This window comes from Levilactobacillus sp., from assembly GCF_022646225.1.
Taxonomy (GTDB): Bacteria; Bacillota; Bacilli; order Lactobacillales; family Lactobacillaceae; genus Levilactobacillus; species Levilactobacillus suantsaiihabitans.
The window spans coordinates 183,690-203,681 of the sequence record NZ_JALCJA010000001.1 but is presented as its reverse complement, the minus strand read 5'-3'; the positions used below and the strand labels follow the sequence as shown (position 1 = coordinate 203,681).

Annotated in this window: 19 protein-coding genes; 4 read left to right on the top strand and 15 right to left on the bottom strand. The window is 56.4% G+C overall.

All coding sequences use genetic code 11. The annotated features are described in order from the left end of the window. Nucleotides 1-23 precede the first annotated feature (23 nt). A complete protein-coding gene (locus tag LKH74_RS01030; protein WP_287707944.1) occupies nt 24-452 on the bottom strand; it encodes a MarR family winged helix-turn-helix transcriptional regulator in 429 nt (142 codons plus the stop codon). 199 nt (nt 453-651) lie between these two features. Here LKH74_RS01030 and LKH74_RS01025 point away from each other — a divergent pair, with 199 nt between their 5' ends. Beyond that, nucleotides 652-2,358 (top strand): NFACT RNA binding domain-containing protein, encoded by a 1,707-nt coding sequence (locus LKH74_RS01025; protein ID WP_287707945.1) that lies wholly within the window; start codon nt 652-654, stop codon nt 2,356-2,358. 373 nt (nt 2,359-2,731) lie between these two features. Here LKH74_RS01025 and LKH74_RS01020 read toward each other — a convergent pair whose 3' ends face one another. The 5 genes from LKH74_RS01020 to lspA form a co-directional block, all read right to left on the bottom strand. After that, nucleotides 2,732-5,308 (bottom strand): ATP-binding protein, encoded by a 2,577-nt coding sequence (locus LKH74_RS01020; RefSeq protein ID WP_287707946.1) that lies wholly within the window; start codon nt 5,306-5,308, stop codon nt 2,732-2,734. 2 nt (nt 5,309-5,310) lie between these two features. Next, nucleotides 5,311-6,390: a carbamoyl phosphate synthase small subunit gene (locus LKH74_RS01015; protein ID WP_135367900.1), complete on the bottom strand. Its 1,080-nt coding sequence runs from the start codon at nt 6,388-6,390 to the stop codon at nt 5,311-5,313. A gap of 24 nt (nt 6,391-6,414) precedes the next feature. After that, entirely contained in the window at nt 6,415-6,948 is a 534-nt protein-coding gene (gene pyrR, locus LKH74_RS01010) for a bifunctional pyr operon transcriptional regulator/uracil phosphoribosyltransferase PyrR (RefSeq protein WP_125576944.1), read from the bottom strand. A gap of 135 nt (nt 6,949-7,083) precedes the next feature. Next, complete coding sequence (locus LKH74_RS01005) at nt 7,084-8,007, bottom strand: RluA family pseudouridine synthase (protein ID WP_287707947.1); 924 nt, start codon at nt 8,005-8,007, stop codon at nt 7,084-7,086. Then, nucleotides 8,007-8,471, bottom strand: a complete 465-nt coding sequence (gene lspA, locus LKH74_RS01000) for a signal peptidase II (protein ID WP_135367902.1) — start codon at nt 8,469-8,471, stop codon at nt 8,007-8,009. The genes LKH74_RS01005 and lspA overlap by 1 nt, the downstream gene beginning before the upstream one ends. A gap of 234 nt (nt 8,472-8,705) precedes the next feature. On the opposite strand from lspA, the gene LKH74_RS00995 reads away from it, so the two are divergent. Beyond that, nucleotides 8,706-9,464 carry an alpha/beta hydrolase gene (locus tag LKH74_RS00995; protein ID WP_287707949.1) on the top strand — a complete coding sequence of 253 codons (759 nt, stop codon included), beginning with the start codon at nt 8,706-8,708 and terminating at the stop codon, nt 9,462-9,464. A gap of 586 nt (nt 9,465-10,050) precedes the next feature. On the opposite strand, the gene LKH74_RS00990 is transcribed toward LKH74_RS00995, so the two are convergent. After that, the gene (locus LKH74_RS00990) at nt 10,051-11,709 is read right to left on the bottom strand and encodes a formate--tetrahydrofolate ligase (RefSeq protein WP_287707950.1); all 1,659 of its coding nucleotides are present in this window, start codon (nt 11,707-11,709) and stop codon (nt 10,051-10,053) included. Continuing rightward, nucleotides 11,709-12,125, bottom strand: coding sequence for an EbsA family protein (locus tag LKH74_RS00985; protein WP_135367905.1), 417 nt, complete (start codon nt 12,123-12,125; stop codon nt 11,709-11,711). The genes LKH74_RS00990 and LKH74_RS00985 overlap by 1 nt, the downstream gene beginning before the upstream one ends. A 36-nt stretch (nt 12,126-12,161) precedes the next feature. Here LKH74_RS00985 and LKH74_RS00980 point away from each other — a divergent pair, with 36 nt between their 5' ends. Continuing rightward, a complete protein-coding gene (locus tag LKH74_RS00980) occupies nt 12,162-12,566 on the top strand; it encodes a ribonuclease HI family protein (RefSeq protein WP_135367906.1) in 405 nt (134 codons plus the stop codon). On the opposite strand, the gene LKH74_RS00975 is transcribed toward LKH74_RS00980, so the two are convergent. The 4 genes from LKH74_RS00975 to LKH74_RS00960 all read right to left on the bottom strand — a co-directional run bounded on the left by LKH74_RS00975 (nt 12,542) and on the right by LKH74_RS00960 (nt 16,920). Beyond that, on the bottom strand, nt 12,542-13,666 hold the full coding sequence (locus tag LKH74_RS00975) for an NAD(P)/FAD-dependent oxidoreductase (protein ID WP_135367907.1): 1,125 nt from the start codon (nt 13,664-13,666) through the stop codon (nt 12,542-12,544). The two genes, LKH74_RS00980 and LKH74_RS00975, sit on opposite strands and share 25 nt — an antisense overlap. A 268-nt stretch (nt 13,667-13,934) precedes the next feature. Further along, entirely contained in the window at nt 13,935-14,537 is a 603-nt protein-coding gene (locus LKH74_RS00970) for a nitroreductase family protein (protein ID WP_135367908.1), read from the bottom strand. Nucleotides 14,538-14,640: 103 nt separating this feature from the next. After that, nucleotides 14,641-16,149, bottom strand: a complete 1,509-nt coding sequence (locus tag LKH74_RS00965) for a carboxypeptidase M32 (protein ID WP_287707951.1) — start codon at nt 16,147-16,149, stop codon at nt 14,641-14,643. Between the two features lie 246 nt (nt 16,150-16,395). Then, nucleotides 16,396-16,920: a TetR/AcrR family transcriptional regulator gene (locus LKH74_RS00960; protein ID WP_287707952.1), complete on the bottom strand. Its 525-nt coding sequence runs from the start codon at nt 16,918-16,920 to the stop codon at nt 16,396-16,398. A gap of 190 nt (nt 16,921-17,110) precedes the next feature. Here LKH74_RS00960 and LKH74_RS00955 point away from each other — a divergent pair, with 190 nt between their 5' ends. Then, entirely contained in the window at nt 17,111-17,776 is a 666-nt protein-coding gene (locus LKH74_RS00955) for a CPBP family intramembrane glutamic endopeptidase (protein ID WP_287707953.1), read from the top strand. 85 nt (nt 17,777-17,861) lie between these two features. Here LKH74_RS00955 and LKH74_RS00950 read toward each other — a convergent pair whose 3' ends face one another. The 3 genes from LKH74_RS00950 to LKH74_RS00940 all read right to left on the bottom strand — a co-directional run bounded on the left by LKH74_RS00950 (nt 17,862) and on the right by LKH74_RS00940 (nt 19,886). Continuing rightward, nucleotides 17,862-18,206, bottom strand: coding sequence for a hypothetical protein (locus tag LKH74_RS00950; protein WP_135367912.1), 345 nt, complete (start codon nt 18,204-18,206; stop codon nt 17,862-17,864). Nucleotides 18,207-18,339: 133 nt separating this feature from the next. Beyond that, on the bottom strand, nt 18,340-18,813 hold the full coding sequence (locus LKH74_RS00945; RefSeq protein ID WP_287707954.1) for an 8-oxo-dGTP diphosphatase: 474 nt from the start codon (nt 18,811-18,813) through the stop codon (nt 18,340-18,342). After that, nucleotides 18,768-19,886 (bottom strand): acyltransferase, encoded by a 1,119-nt coding sequence (locus LKH74_RS00940; protein ID WP_287707955.1) that lies wholly within the window; start codon nt 19,884-19,886, stop codon nt 18,768-18,770. The genes LKH74_RS00945 and LKH74_RS00940 overlap by 46 nt, the downstream gene beginning before the upstream one ends. Between the last annotated feature and the right edge of the window lie 106 nt (nt 19,887-19,992).

Here is a 19,992-nt window from a genome sequence, read left to right as displayed (position 1 = left end):
CGTCTTGGTAACCTCCGTGGAGATTATCCCTTGACCATCCGTTGCCGGTCCATACTCTTGTCCAGCCGGTTCAATAAAATCTGTAAGAGGTTGCGTTCATCCGTGGACCAGTGTTCAAAAACGTCGTCGGACAACGCCTCAAAGGCCGTATTGATATCTTCGGCCGTCGCCGTGCCCTGTTCCGTTATTGTATATACCAACTGACGTTTGTCCCGGCCAATGGCTTTCTTGGTGACCATGTCTTTGGTGACCAGGCCCTTAAGTTGACGACTCAAGGTTGAGGTATCTAAATTGGTTTTGGCGGCTAAAATTTCTTGGGTGTTTTCACCGCCACCGATATGGTCTAGAAGCTGCCATTCGGAAACGGTCAAGTGATGTTGCTTAGTCATGCGCTGGAGCAACGTTTGTTGAACCTTACTAATGCCAATCAAGGCTGCTAAACTTGACTTCATGGGGTCCTCACTCCTTTTGATTGTATTGTACAACGATTTGGTTGTTGACCACAAGTAGCAATCTGGTGATTTTGACCGATTTAATCGCGAAATCCGAATGATCTTCTTTGCACTTCCGCGATCAGGCCGGTATACTTTAACTTGTGCCGTTTTTTTCGAATTCAAAATAAATCTATTTATAGAAAGGTGTTGTTCCGCGATGTCATTTGATGGTTCTTTCACCCACGCCATGGTCCACGAGCTGAGTCAAACGCTCACGACCGGCCGGGTCAGTAAGATCAACCAGCCCTACGCCAACGAAATCGTGTTGACGGTGCGGGCTAACAGCCACAATTATCCCATCCTGTTGTCGGCCAATCCGACTTACGCGCGGATCCAAGTCACCCAGATCCCGTACGTCAATCCGCCGGTTCCCACGAACTTTACCATGATCCTGCGGAAGTATTTGCAAGGCGCCATCCTCAAGGAAGTCAGTCAGGTGGCCAACGACCGGGTCGTGCATTTACACTTCACGTCTCGAAACGAACTGGGAGATCAACAAGAACTCCTGTTGATCATTGAGATCATGGCGCGCCACAGCAACGTGATCTTGGTCGACAGCTCGTCCATGAAGATCTTGGATGCCATTAAGCACGTCGGTTCCGATCAGAACCGCTACCGGCTCCTGTTACCCGGGGCCCAATACATCCAGCCGCCTAAGCAAGACCTCAGCGACCCGTTTGCAGGGGCCCGTGATGACCTGGACCAAACGATTCGGGAATTCCCCAACCAAGAGGTCCTCGCCCACGCCCTGCAGCAGCAGTATCAAGGCTTAGGCAAGGATACGGCGGCCGCCTTAGCCGCCAAGCTCCACGAAACTGGCGACCACGCCACACAATTTACGGACTTCTTCGCTGGCTTCGATCAGCCGCAACCCACGCTGGCCATTTCGCCGAAGAATAAGACCAGTTTCACCGCCTTTCCGTACCCCACCGCCGGCACGCAGCAGTCTGCCGCCACGTTGAGCGAACTCCTGGACACCTACTATCAGGACAAGGCCGAACGGGACCGGGTCCAACAGCAAGGCAGTGTCTTGATTCGGGTCGTGCGTAACGAGCTCAAAAAGAACCGCACCAAGCTCAAGAAGCTCCAAAAGACGCTGGCGGCCACGGAGAATGCCGATGAGTACCGGATCAAAGGCGAGATCTTAACGACCTACCTGAACCAAGTCCAACGGGGGCAAACGGAAGTGTCACTACCGAACTTCTACGATGACAACAAGCCGCTTAAGATCAAGCTGTCCAACCAGTTATCCGCTAATCAAAACGCCCAGAAGTACTTCAAACGCTACCAAAAGGCCAAAAACGCGGTCACCTACGTCAACGAACAGCTCAAGATCACCCAGGCCGACGTGGACTACTTCACCAACATCATGGCCCAGATCGAACTGGCGGCGCCTAAGGACCTGGTCGATATTCGCTTGGAACTGCAGCAAGGCGGTTATTTGCGGGACCACGACCACCAAAAGAAGGCCAAGAAGCAACGCCGGCAAAAGGTCAGCAAGCCAGACCGCTTCACGGCCAGTGACGGCACCAAGATCTCTGTCGGGAAAAACAACCTGCAAAACGATCAGCTGAGCCTGCACACGGCCAAGCGTACCGACATCTGGCTGCACGTGAAGGACATGCCGGGATCACACGTGATCATTCACGCCGACCACCCCAGCGACGCCACCATTATGGAAGCCGCTAACCTGGCCGCCTACTTCTCCAAGGGGCGCGACTCCAGTAACGTGCCCGTCGACTATCTACCCGTCAAGCGGCTACACAAGCCCAACGGTGCCAAACCCGGTTACGTGATCTTCACGGGTCAGCGGACCGTGTACGTGACGCCGCAAAGCGATTTGGTCGAAAAATTAGCGGATTAAACCACTATTTGCTAGATACAACTAATTTCAATTCTAAAAAACGCGTCGCACCATTAAGTTGGTACGACGCGTTTTTGTTAGTTACAAGTTGTTTAATAGTGGTAAAAAGAGTCGCTTACCGCCTCACAAGGCGACCTGGCCGCCTGCCGTCCGCCAAAAATGAGTTGGAACGCTGGGACGGGTCAGCCACAGGACGGTCTCGATTCCTCGCCTTGGACCAAAGGGCACGTCCCTAAATGGCCTCGTGGCCGAAACGTGCACCGACAGGCAACTGGTTCCGCTTAACACTGTTAGGCAAATAATCCAGAATCGGGATTATCCACCTAACACCGTTAATGCTCGCCAGTTAACCGCCTGTTGGTGCACTCTTGCTTTAAATCGTCCGATTAATGATCTGGTCCAATTCGGCGGTGTCACTCAGGTTGGTCAGCGTTAACGCCTCGCTTGACCCAAAGGCGATGGTGGCGCCCACCTCCTGGTCCGTGCTGCCGGGGCGGTTCAAGACGTGCAGTTGGCGGAACGGGAAGGCCGCGTTCATCAGGGCCACGCGATTACTATTAATGTCGATGGTAATTTTGGCCAGCTCATCGTCATCCAGCGTGCCAATGTGTTGCCGCGTTAACATGCGGACCCAGTTGACGCCCGTGACTTTGCTCAAAAAGGCCATCTCCGTTAGCCGCGTCGGCCGCACGCCCACCACCTTGAGTTGCGCAGAATCGGCACTCTTGGGGGCAAACAAGACCTGGATCATCCCCGTCACCTGGCGCTCACTGACGGCTTGCTTGGCCGCCTCGACCAGGTTATTGCGCTTGGCCTTAGGCAGTTCGGCCGGCATGCGAAAGGCCGTGACCTGGGACAAGGCCTTGTTCATCCCCGGGGCGATCATGTCCATGACCCCGACGGCCACCTTCTGCTGACCATGAACGAACAGGCTGACGCCAATCGTCGCCATCTTGGGTGAAGGTTCACCGGTCTCTTGGTCCGGCGGCAAGACGTGCAGGTTCACGTCATCGAGCTTGCCCAATTCGCGTGTCAGGTAGTGCCGGTTGCCCGGGACAATCACGATGTCCGGGTGCTCCACTTGAATCACGTTGAGCACATCCCCCAGCTGAATCGGGTCGACGTATTGCTTGTCGGAAAATTCCGGTGCCACGCCCACCGCGTTGGGATTGGTGTTCATCAAAATCGTGTGATAACCGGCGCGCTTCAGCTGCTTCAACATTTCCGTGGTGAAGTATTCCGCCGCGGAATTAGGTCCTAACTGATTGCCACCACGGCCCAAGACCAGTGCGGTTCGGTCGCCCAGCGGCTGACTTTCGTTTTCGTACTCGAAGGTACTGTAGTAACCACTCAGGTCCTCGGGAAATTCCCCCGCGGTCGGTTCGATCATCTTGTAGGTCGGCATGATCTTGGCACTGGCGGACAATTGCCGAATCGCGGCGGTGTCCGTTTGCCAGATGCGGGCGATCATCCCGTCCCCAAAACCAAAGTAGCGGGCGCGTTGGAGCACGTCGACGTCCAGCGGATGGCTTTGGATCTGTTCTTCAATCGTTAACAAGTGTCGTAATTTGACGAAATAGTAGTTGTCGATCTTGGTCAATTCGCTCAGTTCGTCGGGCGCGTACCCCCGCCGCAGTGCTTCGATCAGCACCAAGATGCGGTTGGCCAACGGGTGGATCAGCTGGCGGATCATTTCACCGTCGCTAAGATTGCTGACGGACGGCAAGACGTCTCGCGGCGAGAACTGCGAGCTACGGACCGACTTGAGCATGGCCTCTTCTACGGAACGACCAATGCCGACCGTGGAGCCCACCGCCTTCATCACAGTGTCCAAATGCTGGTCGGCGTCGGGAACCTCTTGGAACGGCCACAGCGGGATGCGCACGCTGACGTGGTCGATCGTGGGTTCCATGATGGCCGTTTGCTTGGTGAAGCGGCTCGGCAATTTCACGTCGACCAGGCGTTGTCCCAGCAATAAGGCCCCGGTCACCAGCGCGATTGGGTAACCCGACGTCCGGGCCGCCAACGCCACACCTCGCGAGAAGTACGGCGCAATCTTGGTGACGTAGAAATGTTGATTATCCGGATTGAGGGCAAAATGGAGGTGTAAGACCCCCACGATACTCAGCTCCGCGGCGATGCGAAAGGTCACGTCGCGCAAGTCTTGGTACTCGCGGTCGTTGAGCGTCTGCGGGGGGGCCACGACGATGGAGTCCCCGGAGTGGATGCCGATGGGATCGACATTTTCCAGCCCGCTGATCAACACGGCGGTCCCGGCACCGTCGCGGACGGCCACCATTTCGATCTCCTTATAGCCGACCACGCTGCGCTCCAGGGTGCATTGGTCAAAGCGCGACTGCTGGAAGCCCTGGTTCAAAGCCGTCACCATGTCATCGACGTTTTCACAGATGGTCCGGTTGGTGTCTAGGCGCGGGGCGACCGGCTTGACGATCAGTGGGAAACCAATCGTGTCGACTAACCCCATGGCTTCGTCGACGGTCGCCACGATCTGGGCCTCGATGACCGGCTCGTGGATCTCCTTTAACGTCGTGTTCAAGGCGGCCGGATTGTTGATCTGACGCAGCGTTGACGCGGGCATCCCCAAAATCGTGATGCCGTAGCGGCCAATGTCGCCATTTTCAATCAGTTCTTGGGCGATACGAATGCCCAGCAATCCCCCCAGTGACGGCAAGATAGCGTCCGGCTGGTCTTTTTCAATGATGTGGCGGACGTTAGCCGTCGTGACCGCCTGGACGTACATATTGGTCGGCTGGATCTCTTCTAAGGCCACCGAAAACGGGTTGTTGTCGATAATCAGCGTGCGGACCCCGTGCTTTTTAAATTCGGTAATGATCTGCACGGTGGCACTGTCCAGCTCCGTTTCATGGCCAATCTCGGTTGGTCCCCCGCCGATGATCAAAACTTTTTGAATATCATTCAAATTTGGCAAGTTTATCCCTCCCGGCGTGCTGTCATAGCTTCCATAAATTCATCAAATAAGTCGCGACTCTCGTGGGGCCCCGGGGCGCCGTCCGCAAAGAACTGCACGGAAAATGCCGGGTAATCCCGGTGGCGCAATCCCTGCACGGTCCCGTTGATGAGGTCGACGTAGGTGGTGATCAGCCGATTGCGGTCAATGGACTTGGCGATGACCGCGTAGCCTTGCCCCTGCGTCGCATAGATGATGTCGTTGGTGATGATCCGGCGAATCGGGTGACTACTGCCGTGATACTCGACCGGCAGCATGGTCAGTTCCGCCCCGTTGGCCAGGGCAAATAATTCGTGCCCCAGCCCAATCGCAAAGAGCGGGATCTCGGCTTGGACCGTGCGGATCATGTCTAAGACCCCGTCACCCAAATCTAGCGGCGAGCCCGGTCCGGTCGACAATAACACCCCGTCCGGATCCAGGTTCAAGACGTCTTGGGCGCTGGCCGTCCACGGCAGGACCGTGACGTTGCACCGGCGCTCCGACAATTGCCGCAAGATCCCGTGCTTGAGCCCAAAGTCGATGACCACGACATTTTTACCGGTATCCGGGTTGGGATACGGCTTGGGCGTGGCCACCTGGTCCACTTGCCGGTTGGTCAAGACCGTGGCGTTCAGTTGGTCAAAGGCGTGCGCATCGGCCACGTCGACGATACTGCCCTTCATCGGCCCGTCGACGTCGCGGAGCTTGCGGATCAAATGCCGCGTATCGATGCCACTGATGCCGGGAATGTTGTGTTGCTGGAGAAATTCATCCAGTGATAGCCGCGACAACCGGTTGGTCGAGATGTTCGTGACGTCTCTGACGACCATCCCCTTAGCCGTGGGCAAAATGGATTCATAACTATCGTGGTTGATGCCCACGTTACCAATGGCCGGTTGCGCAAAGATAATGATTTGGTTGTGATAGATTTGATCGGTAATCGTTTCTTGATAGCCTAACAGATTTAAATTGGAGATGACCTCTCCGCTCGTAGTGGCGCCGGCACCAAAGCCTTCACCGGCGTAGGCCGAGCCGTCTTCTAAAATTAAATAGCGTTTTGCCATGCAAAATCGGCCCCTTTACCCGTTCTAAGCTTGTTGAATCTCCACGGCATCCCGGTCGTCGATCTCACTGACCGATACCTTGATCCGTTCTCGTTGCGAACTCGGAATGTTCTTGCCCACAAAATCGGCTCTGATCGGCAATTCGCGGTGCCCGCGATCGACCAAAACGGCCAAATTGATACTGGTCGGCCGACCGAGATCCATGATGGCACTCATGGCCGCGCGAATGGTCCGGCCGGTGTACAAGACGTCATCGACCAAGATGACCTTTTTGCCTTCGACCGAAAAGTCGATGTTGGTGGCCGTGACTTCGGGTTCGCCCTGGGCATCGTGATCGATGTCATCGCGATACGGGGTCACGTCTAAGTCACCCACTGGGACCGAGACGTTCTCTAGTTGCTGCAAGCGGCTAGCAATCCGTCGCGCGAGGTAGACCCCCCGCGTCTTAATGCCTAAAATGACGAGATCGTCGACACCCTTATTGCGTTCGATAATTTCGTAAGTGATTCGGGTCAGGGCCCGTTGCATTGCCATTGCGTCCACAACTACCTTTGCCATCTGTATTTCCTCCTTAAAATTTTCACGGCGTTAGCGTAAGTGCAGGAAACGGGCGCGTTTCTTCGGCAAAATGGTGAAGAAACCCGCCCGCCTGATTCGGCAAACCCGTTTATCTTTGTGTTTAGCTTAAAAAAACTAGATTGCTTTGTCAACCGGTAATCCGGCTTGTTGGCGTAAATGTCGGACCGCCTTGGCAAAGTTTTCCGGCACCGGGGCCCTAAAGGTCAGCTGCTCGCCCGTCGTGGGTTGCTTAAAGCCCAGTTCCCGTGCGTGGAGAAATTGCCCGGCGCCTTTCAACGTCTTCTTGGGACCGTACAAGGGGTCGCCTGCGACCGGATGGTTGATGTAGGCCATGTGGACGCGAATCTGATGCGTCCGACCCGTTTCCAAGCGACAGGCCACCAAGGTGTAATTACCGTAGCGTTCCAACACCCGAAAATGCGTGACGGCCGGTCGACCATCCGCCACAACTGCTTGTTTCTTGCGGTCCTTAGGTGAACGGCCCAGCGGCGCGTTGATGGTGCCATTTTCTTCCTTGAAGTTGCCGTGGACGATGGCCACGTATTCTCGCAGATTGGTCTTGGCCTGAAGCTGCGCCGACAGACTTTGGTGGGCGTGGTCATTTTTAGCGACCATCAGTAGGCCCGACGTGTCCTTGTCGATACGGTGGACGATGCCCGGCCGCAGCGTCCCGTTGATGCTGGACAGTGGGCTGTGGTACAGCAGGGCGTTGACCAACGTGTGGTTGGGGTGGCCCGGTGCGGGGTGGACGACCATCCCCTGGGGTTTATTGACCACCAGCACGTCGTCGTCTTCGTACACGATGTCTAACGGAATATTTTCCGGTTCTAAATCCAGCGGTTCCGGATCCGGCAAGGCCACGTGAATGGTCGCCCCAGCCTTGGGCTTGTCCTTGGGCTTGGCGGTCTGTCCATCCACCGTGATCTGCCCGGCCTCGATGGCGTTCTTTGCCTGGGAGCGTGAAATCGTGGCCACGTTATCCGCCACTAATTTATCCAACCGCTCCGTTGTCGTCACTTGAAATTCTGATTCTTGCATTAATGAGCCTCCCGGCGATCGGTCACATACACGCCGATCGCGATTAAAATCACGCCGACCGTCAAACAGCTGTCGGCAAAGTTAAAGATGGGGAAATTGATGAAGTCGAGCTGAAACATGTCGACCACGTACCCCTGCGTCAAGCGATCGATGAAGTTGCCCAGGGTCCCGGCCATCATCAAGGCCAACCCCAGTTCTTCGATCCAGTGGTCCCCCTGACGCCGATACTGCCAAAAGAAGTACCCCATGATGCCCAGGGCAATCACGGCGATCACCGTAAAGAACCACATTTGGCCCTGTAAAATGCTCCAGGCCGCACCATTGTTGCGCAAATGGGTCAGTGACAGGAGCCCGGGAATCAAGGGGTGCTCGCCCCCTAAGGCGATGTTGGCCACCACCGCGTGCTTGATCCACTGGTCAATGACCACCAGTAGCACGATTAAAAGTGTATCTGCAATCAGCATAAAGTCCGGAACACCTTTCCTATAAGTCGTTACCGAAAAGTATACCAGAAAATGGCGGCTTTCGGCGGTTTCTAGCTGAGAAAAATAATTTGGTGGCGGTGTTTTTTTAATTTTGCCTAAGTTCTGCATGCCGGGTCACTAAAGCTGGGGAGATTTCGTTCGTAACCGTCTTAAACCAGCTTGACAGCGCTGGCACAAAGTTTCATAGTGACCTTACAAACTGGAGGTCTTTTCATGGAATTTAACGTTCAACGCGACGGCTTAACTCTGGCCGGCATTTACGAACCCGCCGACCAGCCAACCGGCACCATCGCCATTTTGATGCACGGCTTTACCGATGACCGGGGCTACACGTCTTCTGCCCTATTGGTCCAGTTGGCGGCGCGGTTGCGAGCCATTGGCGTGGGCACCGTGCGGTTTGACTTCAACGGTCACGGCCACAGCGACGGCCACTTCGTCGACATGACCGTGTTAAATGAGATTGCGGACGCCCAGGCCGTCTTAACGGCGGTCCAAACGCGCTTGCATCCCCAACGCATCGATTTACTTGGCCACTCGCAAGGCGGGGTCGTCGCCAGCATGTTGGCCGGCTACGCAGCCGACGCCATCCACAAGCTGGTCTTGCTAGCCCCGGCCGCGACCCTAAAGGACGACGCCATTGCTGGTCACACCCGCGGGTTGGTGTATGATCCCCACCACATCCCGGCCACATTACTGTTGAGCGACACCCTGACGTTAGGCGGCTTTTACTTGCGCACGGCCCAGCTGTTGCCCATCTACGAAACGGCGCAGGCCTTCACCGGTCCCGTGTGCCTGATTCACGGCGACGCCGACCAGATTGTGGACCCCATCGCGTCAAAACGCTACCACGACGTCTATCAGGACAGTACCTATCACCTGTTGCCCGGCGCCAGTCACGGACTGGACGGCCAGGCGCGCACGACGGTGCTGGACCTGGCGACGGCCTTTGTTCAGGATTCGCGTCAAAACTAGTCGTTCGCAGCGTCGTAGCGAGAGCTGACCGCCTACCGTTCGGCAACTATGGGTTGGAACGCGGTGGGCGGACCGGCCGAGCCAAAATGCGGTCTCGTCCTCGCTTTGAGCCGAAGCCCACGTCTCAAAGACGCCAGTTGCCTAAGCGGTATGGCCCACACCGCTAAGGCAACTCCCACGGCTGAACCCATATTTGCCAAACTCTCGGCTACAGAACTGCTAACCAATAACCACAGCCTAGACGCCAATAGCCATTAAGTTGGCAACCAACACACGGCCCACACCCCATTGCCAAGTTCGTGTCGTCAATCCTCACCAATCCACGGACGGCTTGGGCAACTTATCGCTTTTACTAGTTGCAGCAGACTGGCGGCTCCTTTTAAGACCAGCGGCAGCGGACCACTGGCCTCACCCCAGACTGACGTAGGTCTCCGACGCCACTAAACTTAGTGACTCAAATACGTTGACTTCGGGGATCAACGCAGTAATTTGCGAGTAATTTGGCTTTCGACCTTTAGACCTAAAAACGGACCCGAGGAAAACTCCCCGAGTCCGTTTTGCGTCTTACATATCAGTTGTTATCAGTTTAGAACAACCCCGTGATCTTGCCATCGGCGTCGATGTCCATGTCTAGTGCCGCCGGGTGCTTAGGCAACCCTGGCATGGTCAACACGTTGCCGGTCAAAGCGACCACGAAGCCGGCTCCCAGCCGGGGCGCAAACTCGCGCACGTGGATCGTGAAGTCCGTGGGGGCTCCCAGTTGGCGGGCGTCGTCGCTCAAGGAGTACTGCGTCTTGGCCATGCAGACGGGGAGCTTATCCCAGCCGTGCTTAGCCAGCGTCTTGAGTTGCCGGCTGGCCTTAGCGGATAATTCGACCTTTGCCCCACCGTAGATCTTTTGGGTAATGGCCGTCATCTGGGTCATCAAGTCGGCTCCCGCGGGTGCCAAGCGGGTAAAATGCTTGGGCTGTTGGGTCGCCGCGACGACCTTTTCGGCCAGTTCCGTGGCCCCAGCGCCGCCATCGGCCCACACGGTCGTGGTCGCCACCGGCACGTTTAAGGCCGCCACCTCAGCCGTCAATGCCGCGATTTCGGCATCCGTGTCACTGGTGAAGCGGTTGATGGCCACGACGACCGGCACGCCGTACTGTTGCATGCTGGCGATGTGGCGTTTCAAATTGGCACTACCCGCCTGCAGGGCCGCCACGTTTTCGGTCGCGAGATCGGCGCGTTTGACACCGCCGTTGTACTTCAAGGCGCGGACCGTGGCCACGATGACCACGGCGTCTGGGGTTTGCCCCAAAACCGGCGTCTTGATGTCCATGAACTTCTCGCCCCCGAGGTCGGCCCCAAAGCCAGCTTCGGTCACAGCAAAGTCGCCCAGCTGCAGGGCCGTTTGCGTGGCCAGCACCGAGTTACAGCCGTGGGCAATGTTGGCAAAGGGCCCGCCGTGGATGATGGCAGGGTTGTGGGCCAACGTTTGGACCAGGTTAGGCTTGAGAGCATCCTTCAAAAGCAACGTGATGGCACCACCGACTTTCAAATCGGCGACCGTCACGGGTTCCTTGTCGTAGGTGTAGCCGATCAAGATGCGGTTGACCCGGCGCTTTAAGTCGCTAAGGTCCTCACTCAGACACAAGACGGCCATCAATTCACTGGCCACGGTGATGTCAAAGCCATCCTGACGGGGCGTGCCCGACGTCCGGCCACCCAAGCCGATCACGGTCTGGCGTAGCTCGCGGTCGTTGATGTCTAAGACGCGCTTCCAAACGATCTGCCGGGGGTCGAGGTTCAAGGCGTTGCCCTGCTGGATGTGATTGTCGATCAAAGCGGCCAGGGTGTCGTGGGCCTCGGTCAAGGCGTGCATGTCCCCGGTAAAATGCAAGTTGATGTCTTCCATGGGCACGACTTGGGCATAGCCGCCCCCGGTCGCGCCACCCTTCATCCCCATCACGGGGCCCATCGACGGCTCACGTAGCGCTAAGACGGTCTGATGGCCCAACAGGTTCAAGGCATCGCCCAAGCCGACCACGACCGTCGATTTGCCTTCACCGGCCGGCGTCGGATTGATCGACGTGACCAGGACCAATTTACCGGGCGTATGCTTACCGGCTAGTGGCAGGTCGATTTTGGCCTTGGTGTGGCCGTAGGGTTCGATCTGTTCGGGCGTTAAGCCGACCTTACCAGCAATTTTTTCAATCGGTTCTAACGGGGTTGCTTGTGAAATTTCAATATCGCTACTCACTAATTTTCCTCCTTCACACCATTGGCGGCCATGGCTTCGTGTAACAGGTTCGCCAGTTCAATCGCCGAGTTCCGTGGTAACAGGAACTGATAGATTCGCCCTTGGGCCACGATGCCCAGCCGGTAGCGCGATAGTTGCACGCTGCGGACCTTGTTCAGTGGAATGACCAAATGGCGGTGATTCAAGACCGTACTGACGGTCAAAACGCCGCCTGCCATGGTGATATTTCTGAAGTGAATCTCCAGCCAGCACAAAAAGGCAAAGGCCACGAAGAAGCCGAGCGTATACCAATTAAAGTGGGTGACCTCCAGCCAGAAGATGGCGCCCATGAAAAGCACCATCAGCGTCCAACTCCAGTTGATGATACTACTCAACGGATTGGGTTGATACAAAAATCGTCGTTCCTGGGTTATCATTAGTCTAAACACCTCGCAAAAGATTGGAGTGATTCTGTGTTTTCTCTGTATACCGATGCCGCCACGCAGCCGCAAACGGGCCTCAGTGCGGGCGGCATCCTCATCATTCAAGACCATCAGCAGACCCAACTCAAGCTGCCGCTGACGGCCACGACCAACCACACCGCCGAATTTGAGATCGCGCGGCTAGGCTTTGAACACCTGTTAACACTGACTGACCAGCCAGAGTCCACGACCGTGCTCTTTTACACCGACAGTCAAATCGTCAGTGACAGCGTGGCCAAACGTTACGCCAAGCATTATCAGCTGTGGGTCGATGCCTTATTGGCCGTTCAAGACCCCTTTCAATTGGTCTTGACGCAGTGGGTCCCAGAACGGGAAAACCGCGGGGCCCACACCCTGGCCAATCAGGCGCTTCATTCCGCCGAAGACGTTAAATAAGTCGTCAACGGCAGTTCGTATTCGCTCCAGTCGGGCGTGCCGCCATACAAGGCGGATCCGGCCAAGAGCCGACCGATCTCGGGTCCCGTGGTCAAGCCCGAAGAGCCCAGACCGGAAGCCGCTAAGATGGCCTCGTGTTCGGGGATCGGACCGAAGAACGGTGCAAAGTCCGGCGTGTAGGCCCGTGTGCCGACCCGTACGGCGGTGATGTTATCGGCCGTCACGCCGTGCATGAGTCGTTGGGCACTGGCCAACAGGTCCGCCGTTACGGCCGGATCCACGGCCAGGTCGAACTTGCCATCGTCTTCGTGGGTCGCCCCCACGATCAGCTTGCCGTGGCCAAACGGCACAAAGTCGCGTTCACCCTCGGGCATGACGACCGGCATGTTTTCTTGAAGCGGGTAGTCCTTAACGTTTAACTCGATCAGCTGGCCCTTTTGTGGCCGGACCGCCGCAACGACGCCTAAGGGCGCCACCACTTCTTTGAGCCAGGCGCCGACAGCCACGATGACCCGGTCAAAGTGCCGCGGTCCCATGGACGTGACCACCTGACCGTCGGCGGTGAACCGCACGCGTTCGCGCCGAATCGTTAAGTTCTTCGCCGTGGCTTGAGCAAGCAAGCCCTGAACCAGCGCCGCGCCGTCGACCCGGGCCCCACCGGAAATGAAGACGCCGGGTTGTGGGGCCGTCAAGAGGGGCACGCGTTGCTGCACTTCGGCGGCCGACAGCGTTTCGATCTGGCCCATGGTCGGCGCACTTTGGCGACGTTCGTAGGCCAAGTCGACCAGCGTTTCCAAGTCCGTGGGGACCTCACGCGTCACGATGGTCCCGGTCTGTTGATAAACGTCCGTTCCCAATTGAGCGCGGCGCATGAGCTCGGGAAAAAGAGCCGCACCGGCCTTGGCCAAGCGATACCAGCGTTGGTTGCGCCGTTTGGACAGCCACGGGGAAATGATGCCGGCCGCCGCGGTGGTCGCCTGTCCCGTGCCGTCATCAAATAACGTGACCTTAGTCTGTTCACTGCCGGGTAAGATACTCAAATAATAAGCTGCGGTCGCCCCGACGATGCCGCCGCCAATAATTGCAATCCGTTTTTCCATAACGCTGCCTCCTCGTGCTAATAAGCGTGGACCAACGGATGGTCCGTCGGTGCACGCTTTGGCTAGATAAAGCCGGTGTGCCAGTAGCTGGAAATGACGCCCCGACCCCAGTCGCAGTCCTGGCCCCGTGTTTCCACCGGGCATGAGACCCGCTTTCATTTTAGCATAACTCATCGCCTGAAAACGGTGGGAAAGACTTTGAAATCACAAAAGCGCCCCGCATCCGCCAATTGACGTGATGCGAGGCGCTTTTGTGATTTTGTTAAACTTACTTAAAGACCATGAACCGGTCGTTGTCGTCCATGTAATCCTTGTCGCCGGCCGGACTCTCGATGGAGCCAAAGTCCATTTCAGCCCGCAGATGCCAGCTAGCTGGCAGATTGAAGGCGGCGCGAACTTCGTCGTCGATCAGTGGGTTGTAGTGTTGCAGGTTGGCCCCCAAGCCGTTTTCGGCCAGTGCGGTCCAAACGGAGAATTGCGCACTGCCTTGGGCTTGTTCGGACCAATCCTGGAAGTTGTCCGCATACAAGGGGAAGTTGTCTTCGAATTCCTTGACCGTCTTGGTTTCGGTGAAGAACAGGACCGTCCCAAAGGCTGCCTTGAAGCTGTTGATCTTAGCGGTCGTCTTGGCAAAGGCGGCTTCGTCCGGCACTTCTCGCTTCAGGCGGTCGATGACGATGTCCCACAGCTTTTCGTGAGACGCCCCGAACAAGATCACGGCCCGCGTCGTTTGGTTGTTAAACGGCGTTGGGGCATTCTTCACGTTGTCCTTGACCAGCGCGACCAACTCGTCTTGAGACAAGTTGACGTTGCGCCCTAAGGCATAGATGCTCCGACGTTGCTTGGCTAAATCACTAAATTGCGTTTTCATAACTTAAATAACCTCACTTTTAAAAATTTTCCCGGTAATGGGTGCTGATAGTTTCCTTAAAACTGACTATCACTAGTGTACCACTTACTTTTAGGAAGTAAAGTTATTTGTCAGTCACCTGATACGCCGTCTCAAAGGTCTGGGTCATCCAATCCAGCCAATACTGCGGGTTCAGCGGTTCGCCCGTGACCTGTTCACACAATTGGTTCGGCGTCAAACTGGCCCCCAACCAGTGGATCTTCTCGCGGCGCCACTGGGTGATGGGCTGATAGTCACCACTGCGCAGAATCGCCGTCACTGGCAGTTCTTGACACATGGTGTGGTAAAACTGTGCCGCGTAAAGCTGGCCCAACAGATACGTGGGAAAATAGCCAAAGTCCCCACCGGCCCAGTGGATGTCTTGTAAGATGCCGTCCGTGTCGTTGCCCGGTTCGATCCCCAGGTAATCGTGATACTTCTGGCGCCACAGGTCGGGCAGTTCTGCCACCGTAGTGTCGCCATTGAACAGCCCCTTTTCCAGCTCGTAACGCACGATGATGTGCAGCGGATAGGTCAGCGGATCGGCCTCGGTCCGAATCAGCGTTGGCTTAGTGGTCATGAAGCCGCGATAAAAGGTCGGCTCATCGATGTCGGCAAAAATGTCGCCCGTGGCCGCCTGAAACCGGGGGTATTCGCCCTGCCAAAAGGCCGGGTTGCGTGCCAAAAAGATCTCATTAAACAATGACTGAGATTCGTGTAACCCCATCGACGGGGCATCCGCCAGCGGCGTGTAGTCGTAGGCCGGGTTAAAGTTTTGCATGTACAACCCGTGGCCCGCCTCATGGATGCCGCCCAAGAAGGCCATCTGAAAGGCGTGCTCATCATAACGATTGGTGATCCGCACGTCGTTACGGTCGAGTGAGACCGTAAACGGGTGCGTGCTGCGCGACAGGTCGCCCTTGGAAAAGTCATACCCCAGGCGTTGGACTACGGTGCGCACCAACTGTTCTTGCACGTCCTCGGGCACGGCGCGACTCATGAAGTCGGCGCGAGGCGTGACCCCTTGTGCCTGCAGGCGCTCACGTAGCCGGTGGATCCCCGCCTTGAGCGTCGCCATGATGGGGTCGAGTTGGGCCACGGTCATCCCCGGCTCGTATAGGTCGAGCAACACGTCATAGTCCGTCGCCTGGCCGTGCCGCCACTTGGGGATAAAGTCCTTTTGTTGGGCCACGATTTTAACCAAGTCCGGCTGTAACAAGGAAAAGTCCTGGGCGGCACGGGCGGTCTCCCAGACCCCCTGCGCGTGTGTCAGGGTCTGTTGATAATCGGCGTAGTCGGCCGGTGCAATCTCGTGATTTAACTCATAGTCGCGTTTGACCAGGCGCAAGACCTGCTGGGACTGGGTGTCCAATTCGTCGGGATGGGCCGTGAAATACGCCACGAATTCGCCCATTTCCGGCCCCGCGCTCAACGCCAAGTCCTGGGCACTGAGTGTGGCCGTCAGTTCGCCGCGAAAATCCGTTCCTGCCGGTGGCAAGTACGTCCGCGCGTCCCACCCCAGTAAGGTGAGATTCATCCGCACCAGGCTCACTTGCTTCACCAGCGCTAAAAATGCTGCTTGTGTCTTGACCATATGGCCGCCCCCTTTTGGTTGGTGATCTTAGTTTAGCATGACTGAATCTAAATGTCTTGTCATTTTTCTCATTATAATTTAATTTATTGAAAAATGGAATCCCTCATATTTGAGATGACTTTAATTGATGATTTGTTGATATTAAGGGCTTATACCTTATTAGTGAAATAATCACAAATTTGTCACGTCTATTTGCTCATAATTCACAATCGAACCTCTGATGCATCGTCTCATTAATCTCTTCTTTTATGCCTCCCCGAGCAAACGATCAACTTGGGCCGCAATCCAATCGACCGTCAGTTGGGCATCCGGCAGTTGGCACAACACCCCCACCAAAAAGGTCCACACTGCGGTCGCATCAGCTGCCGTTCCTACCAAGCCTCGTTGAGCCCTGACCAACGTCAATACGGTGGTCAAGCTCTGGGGGGCCGCTAGTGGCGTCGTCAGGATAAACCGCACGGCTCGGGGATGGTCGGTCGCAAAGGTCACCAGGTTCGTGATCATCTGTTGCAGCATGGCCGTGGCATCGGCCGAATCCAAGACGTTGTCCCGTAAGGCAGCCGCCAGTTCCGCTGTAATCTCCTCGCGCAGTGCCGCCAGCAAGCTCGCCTTATCCGGAAAATGGCGATAGACGGCGGCCGGCGTTACTGCCAAGAAACGGGCAATTTGGCGTAGTGAGAGGTTGGCCGCCCCCTGCTCTTCTAATTGTTGCCGGGCCTGTTGCTGAATCAGCACGGCCAAGTTTTGTCGATGGTACGGTAATTTGGTCATCGTGTGTGCTCCTTTCCAATACGCTTTCCTCTTATGTTATCACTGATTACATTTAAAGTAAACACTGATAACATCAGGCTGTGAACACCGCTAACCCGGCAGCTGACGAATCCTTAAAGAATCTTTACCCTTTCTCCACTCAACTTGTCTTAAACTTAACTTAACCTATCTTAAGAGAGAAGTGTGCTGTATGTCAGAACCCGTATCAAATCGTCGGCTGGGTGGGCAATTCGTGGTTTTTTGGCTCATCTGGCTCATTGTACAAATCGGTCTCAACACTCCCATCGAACACCACCTAAGCGGCTGGCCGCAGGAGCTGTTACTGGACGCCATCAAGTTACTGGTCTGGCTCGGGGCCGCCTGGTGGTTGCTCAGACACGCCCAACCGGGCAACCTCAGCCTCAGCAATGCCGAACAGTGGCGACCAGCGTGGCGGTTTGCGGCCGGCTACCTGGTCTGGGGCATTATCGTGGTCTACCTGTTGGCCCAATTTTGGCTGGTCCATCACGGCTTGACCGTGGCGGCTAATTTTAAGCCGCAATTCTGGGGCCGCTATTTTCTGGTCGTCGGGGTCACGGAAGAATACCTGTTTCGCGGGTACTTCTTCAACGCCCTGCTACAGAAATTTTCGTTAGGCAAGGCCAACGTCATCCAGGCCCTGGCCTTCGCTAGCATGCACATCCCCCGCTACCTCACGACCGTTCCGGCCATGAGCGTGGGCGTTTGGATCAGCAATCTCCTGTCCGTCTTCATTTTAGGCCTGCTGTTTGGCTGGCTGTACGCCCGGAGTCGCTCGCTGTGGCCCGGCATCGTCACCCACATGACCTGGGATATTCTGGTCACCTTGTTTGGGTAAACGGAGTGTGCAATCCATTTTAGACCAACAAAAAACTGGTTCTTGGACGTCTCATCCAGGAACCAGTTTTTTATCGCTCACGCCATCAAGCGTGGACGCGCCGTTTCAGGTAACCTAATAAAACACTTAAAAATGCAAACGGTAAAGCAAAGCTGAACAGTGCCGTCAATAAGACCGGTGCCACCGTCAGTGCCAAGGCCACGTCAACGACCCCAACAACTAGGCTAGCCACCAGTAACAGGCGCCACCAGCCACGCTTCAGCTGCGGTTGGTAGGTCAGACCGTACACCAGTAGGGTCAACGCCGTGGTCAGCAGTAAGGCCCGGTCGATCAGCGGCATTGCCAGCAGGCCGGACAGTCCCAAGGCCACAACACTCAGCCCGATAAAGAAGTAACCGTACCAGCGTTGCGTTTGAACAGTTGATTTCACGATTATCGCTCCCTTTATCACAATCTTTACACCTTTAGTTTACACGTTTTTGTAACCGCTTACAATAGATAAACACTAGTCACCGCTTTCACTCACGAAAAAAGCCAGCGACGACTCGCTGACTTCACCCGTTCTATTGGTCATCGTGCAAGGGGCCGTTCCAAGCATCGCTCACGACCGCTGGCACCTCACGATTGAAGACCCGCAGCAGTTCCGCCATGCTTTCGGCACTCTTTTCTGGGGTCATCTCACTCAAAGGGAGCCAACTCACCTGGCCCTCGGCACTGGCCTTGAGGGTCCCCGTGAAGTCGTCGCCGCGGTACAGCAGGCCCAGCTTGCGTTTCTGCCGCGTGGTATCGAACCATTCACAGGTCCCACAAAAGCTCACGGCCTTTAGCCGCAGTCCGGTTTCTTCGAACACCTCGCGGATGGCGGCTTGCGCACAGCTCTCACCGATTTCCACGTGACCGCCCGGAAAACTATGCCCTGCCTTCCAAGGGACGTTCACCTTATCTTCTACTAAAACGCGTTTTGTCGCCGGGTCCGTGACCATGATCATCGTTACCAATTCGACCGGTTGCGTGCGGTCCGTCTTGTTTGTCGCCATTTTCTCACCATTCCCTTCAGTCGTTGTCCGAGTAAATGTAAGCCGTAGGTCGCTGCAAACGACCAGCACCACGTCGCCAAATAACAGCCGACGATGCCCAGCACCGGGTGGATTGCCATTAAGGTGCGTCCCCCCAGCAACCAGATCAGCTCCAGCCAAAACACGTTGGCCAAATATGACGGGTAGGCGTAGGTCGCCAGCCAGTGGATGACCGGCAGCCACCGGGAGTGGTGGGCTTGGTGCCACTTGGCCAGGCTGACCACCAGTAAGATCACGCACAGGCTATAGCCGACCGTGGCCGGCAGGTAGTAGCTACTGCGATTGAGGTCGATGGGCGACCCGGTCGTGCGTAACTGGCGGTACTGGGCCAGCCAAGTGCCCACGCCGAGCAGTGCCCAGCCGAGCCACCGGTACCCCCGTAGCCAGCCCGTCCGCGACGTCGCCAAGCCGATGCCCACGATCGCATACACGGCAAAGCCCCACCAGACGCGATCCAGGCCGTACCAGCTCGCCGCTTGCCCACTGGGGACCGCTACCCCGTTGTACCAGGCCAACCAGCCGAGCAGTAACCCGGCCGTGACCGCAACGATCGCCCAATGGTGCCGGGGCCAGCCACGGCGCAACGCCCACCACAACGGCATCAACAAAATAATCTGCAGCATCATCGTGTTGTACCACAGATGAGGCGCGGCATTACCGTTGATCAACTGCCACCCGAACTGGCCTAGACTGTGAAATGACGTGTGCTGCTGGAGTTGCGGCAGCAATAAGAGGTAGGCCAACGACCAGGCCAGCGTGGGCAGCCCCAGTGCCGACCACTGTTGGCGCAGGTAAGCCCCGTAGTGCGGGTGCGCCGGGCTCACGCGCATCGTAGTCATGACGATGCCGCAGATAAACGCGGGGGCGGTAAACTTGATGGCCAGATACACCCCCGCAATGCCCGTTTGTAAGGCCCGCCCAGCCGGCACGGTCAAGGCCAAACTCAAGACCGTCTGGGCCATGACCGCCGTGCAGGCAAACGCCTTTAGATAATCCCCGCTATCGGCAACCGGGGATGTTTGTTGTTGAATCACCTGTCATCATCGCCTTTGTCTTCTATTTTAGCAAGACGCCTCGGGCGGTGTAAACCCCGGGTCCCCAAAATCAGCGCGGGGTGGCAGGCGCTGTTACGCCAACAAA

Excerpts from the sequence above, each read along its gene's own strand:
- LKH74_RS00975 (WP_135367907.1), bottom strand. The coding sequence starts at position 13,666 with ATGGAAAAACGGATTGCAATTATTGGCGGCGGCATCGTCGGGGCGACC.
- LKH74_RS00945 (WP_287707954.1), bottom strand. The coding sequence starts at position 18,813 with ATGGCGACAAACAAGACGGACCGCACGCAACCGGTCGAATTGGTAACG.
- LKH74_RS00985 (WP_135367905.1), bottom strand. The coding sequence starts at position 12,125 with ATGATAACCCAGGAACGACGATTTTTGTATCAACCCAATCCGTTGAGT.
- LKH74_RS01015 (WP_135367900.1), bottom strand. The coding sequence starts at position 6,390 with ATGGCAAAACGCTATTTAATTTTAGAAGACGGCTCGGCCTACGCCGGT.
- LKH74_RS01005 (WP_287707947.1), bottom strand. The coding sequence starts at position 8,007 with ATGCAAGAATCAGAATTTCAAGTGACGACAACGGAGCGGTTGGATAAA.
- LKH74_RS00970 (WP_135367908.1), bottom strand. The coding sequence starts at position 14,537 with ATGAAAACGCAATTTAGTGATTTAGCCAAGCAACGTCGGAGCATCTAT.
- pyrR (WP_125576944.1), bottom strand. The coding sequence starts at position 6,948 with ATGGCAAAGGTAGTTGTGGACGCAATGGCAATGCAACGGGCCCTGACC.
- LKH74_RS00995 (WP_287707949.1), top strand. The coding sequence starts at position 8,706 with ATGGAATTTAACGTTCAACGCGACGGCTTAACTCTGGCCGGCATTTAC.
- LKH74_RS01030 (WP_287707944.1), bottom strand. The coding sequence starts at position 452 with ATGAAGTCAAGTTTAGCAGCCTTGATTGGCATTAGTAAGGTTCAACAA.
- LKH74_RS00955 (WP_287707953.1), top strand. The coding sequence starts at position 17,111 with ATGTCAGAACCCGTATCAAATCGTCGGCTGGGTGGGCAATTCGTGGTT.
- LKH74_RS00960 (WP_287707952.1), bottom strand. The coding sequence starts at position 16,920 with ATGACCAAATTACCGTACCATCGACAAAACTTGGCCGTGCTGATTCAG.
- LKH74_RS01025 (WP_287707945.1), top strand. The coding sequence starts at position 652 with ATGTCATTTGATGGTTCTTTCACCCACGCCATGGTCCACGAGCTGAGT.
- lspA (WP_135367902.1), bottom strand. The coding sequence starts at position 8,471 with ATGCTGATTGCAGATACACTTTTAATCGTGCTACTGGTGGTCATTGAC.
- LKH74_RS00965 (WP_287707951.1), bottom strand. The coding sequence starts at position 16,149 with ATGGTCAAGACACAAGCAGCATTTTTAGCGCTGGTGAAGCAAGTGAGC.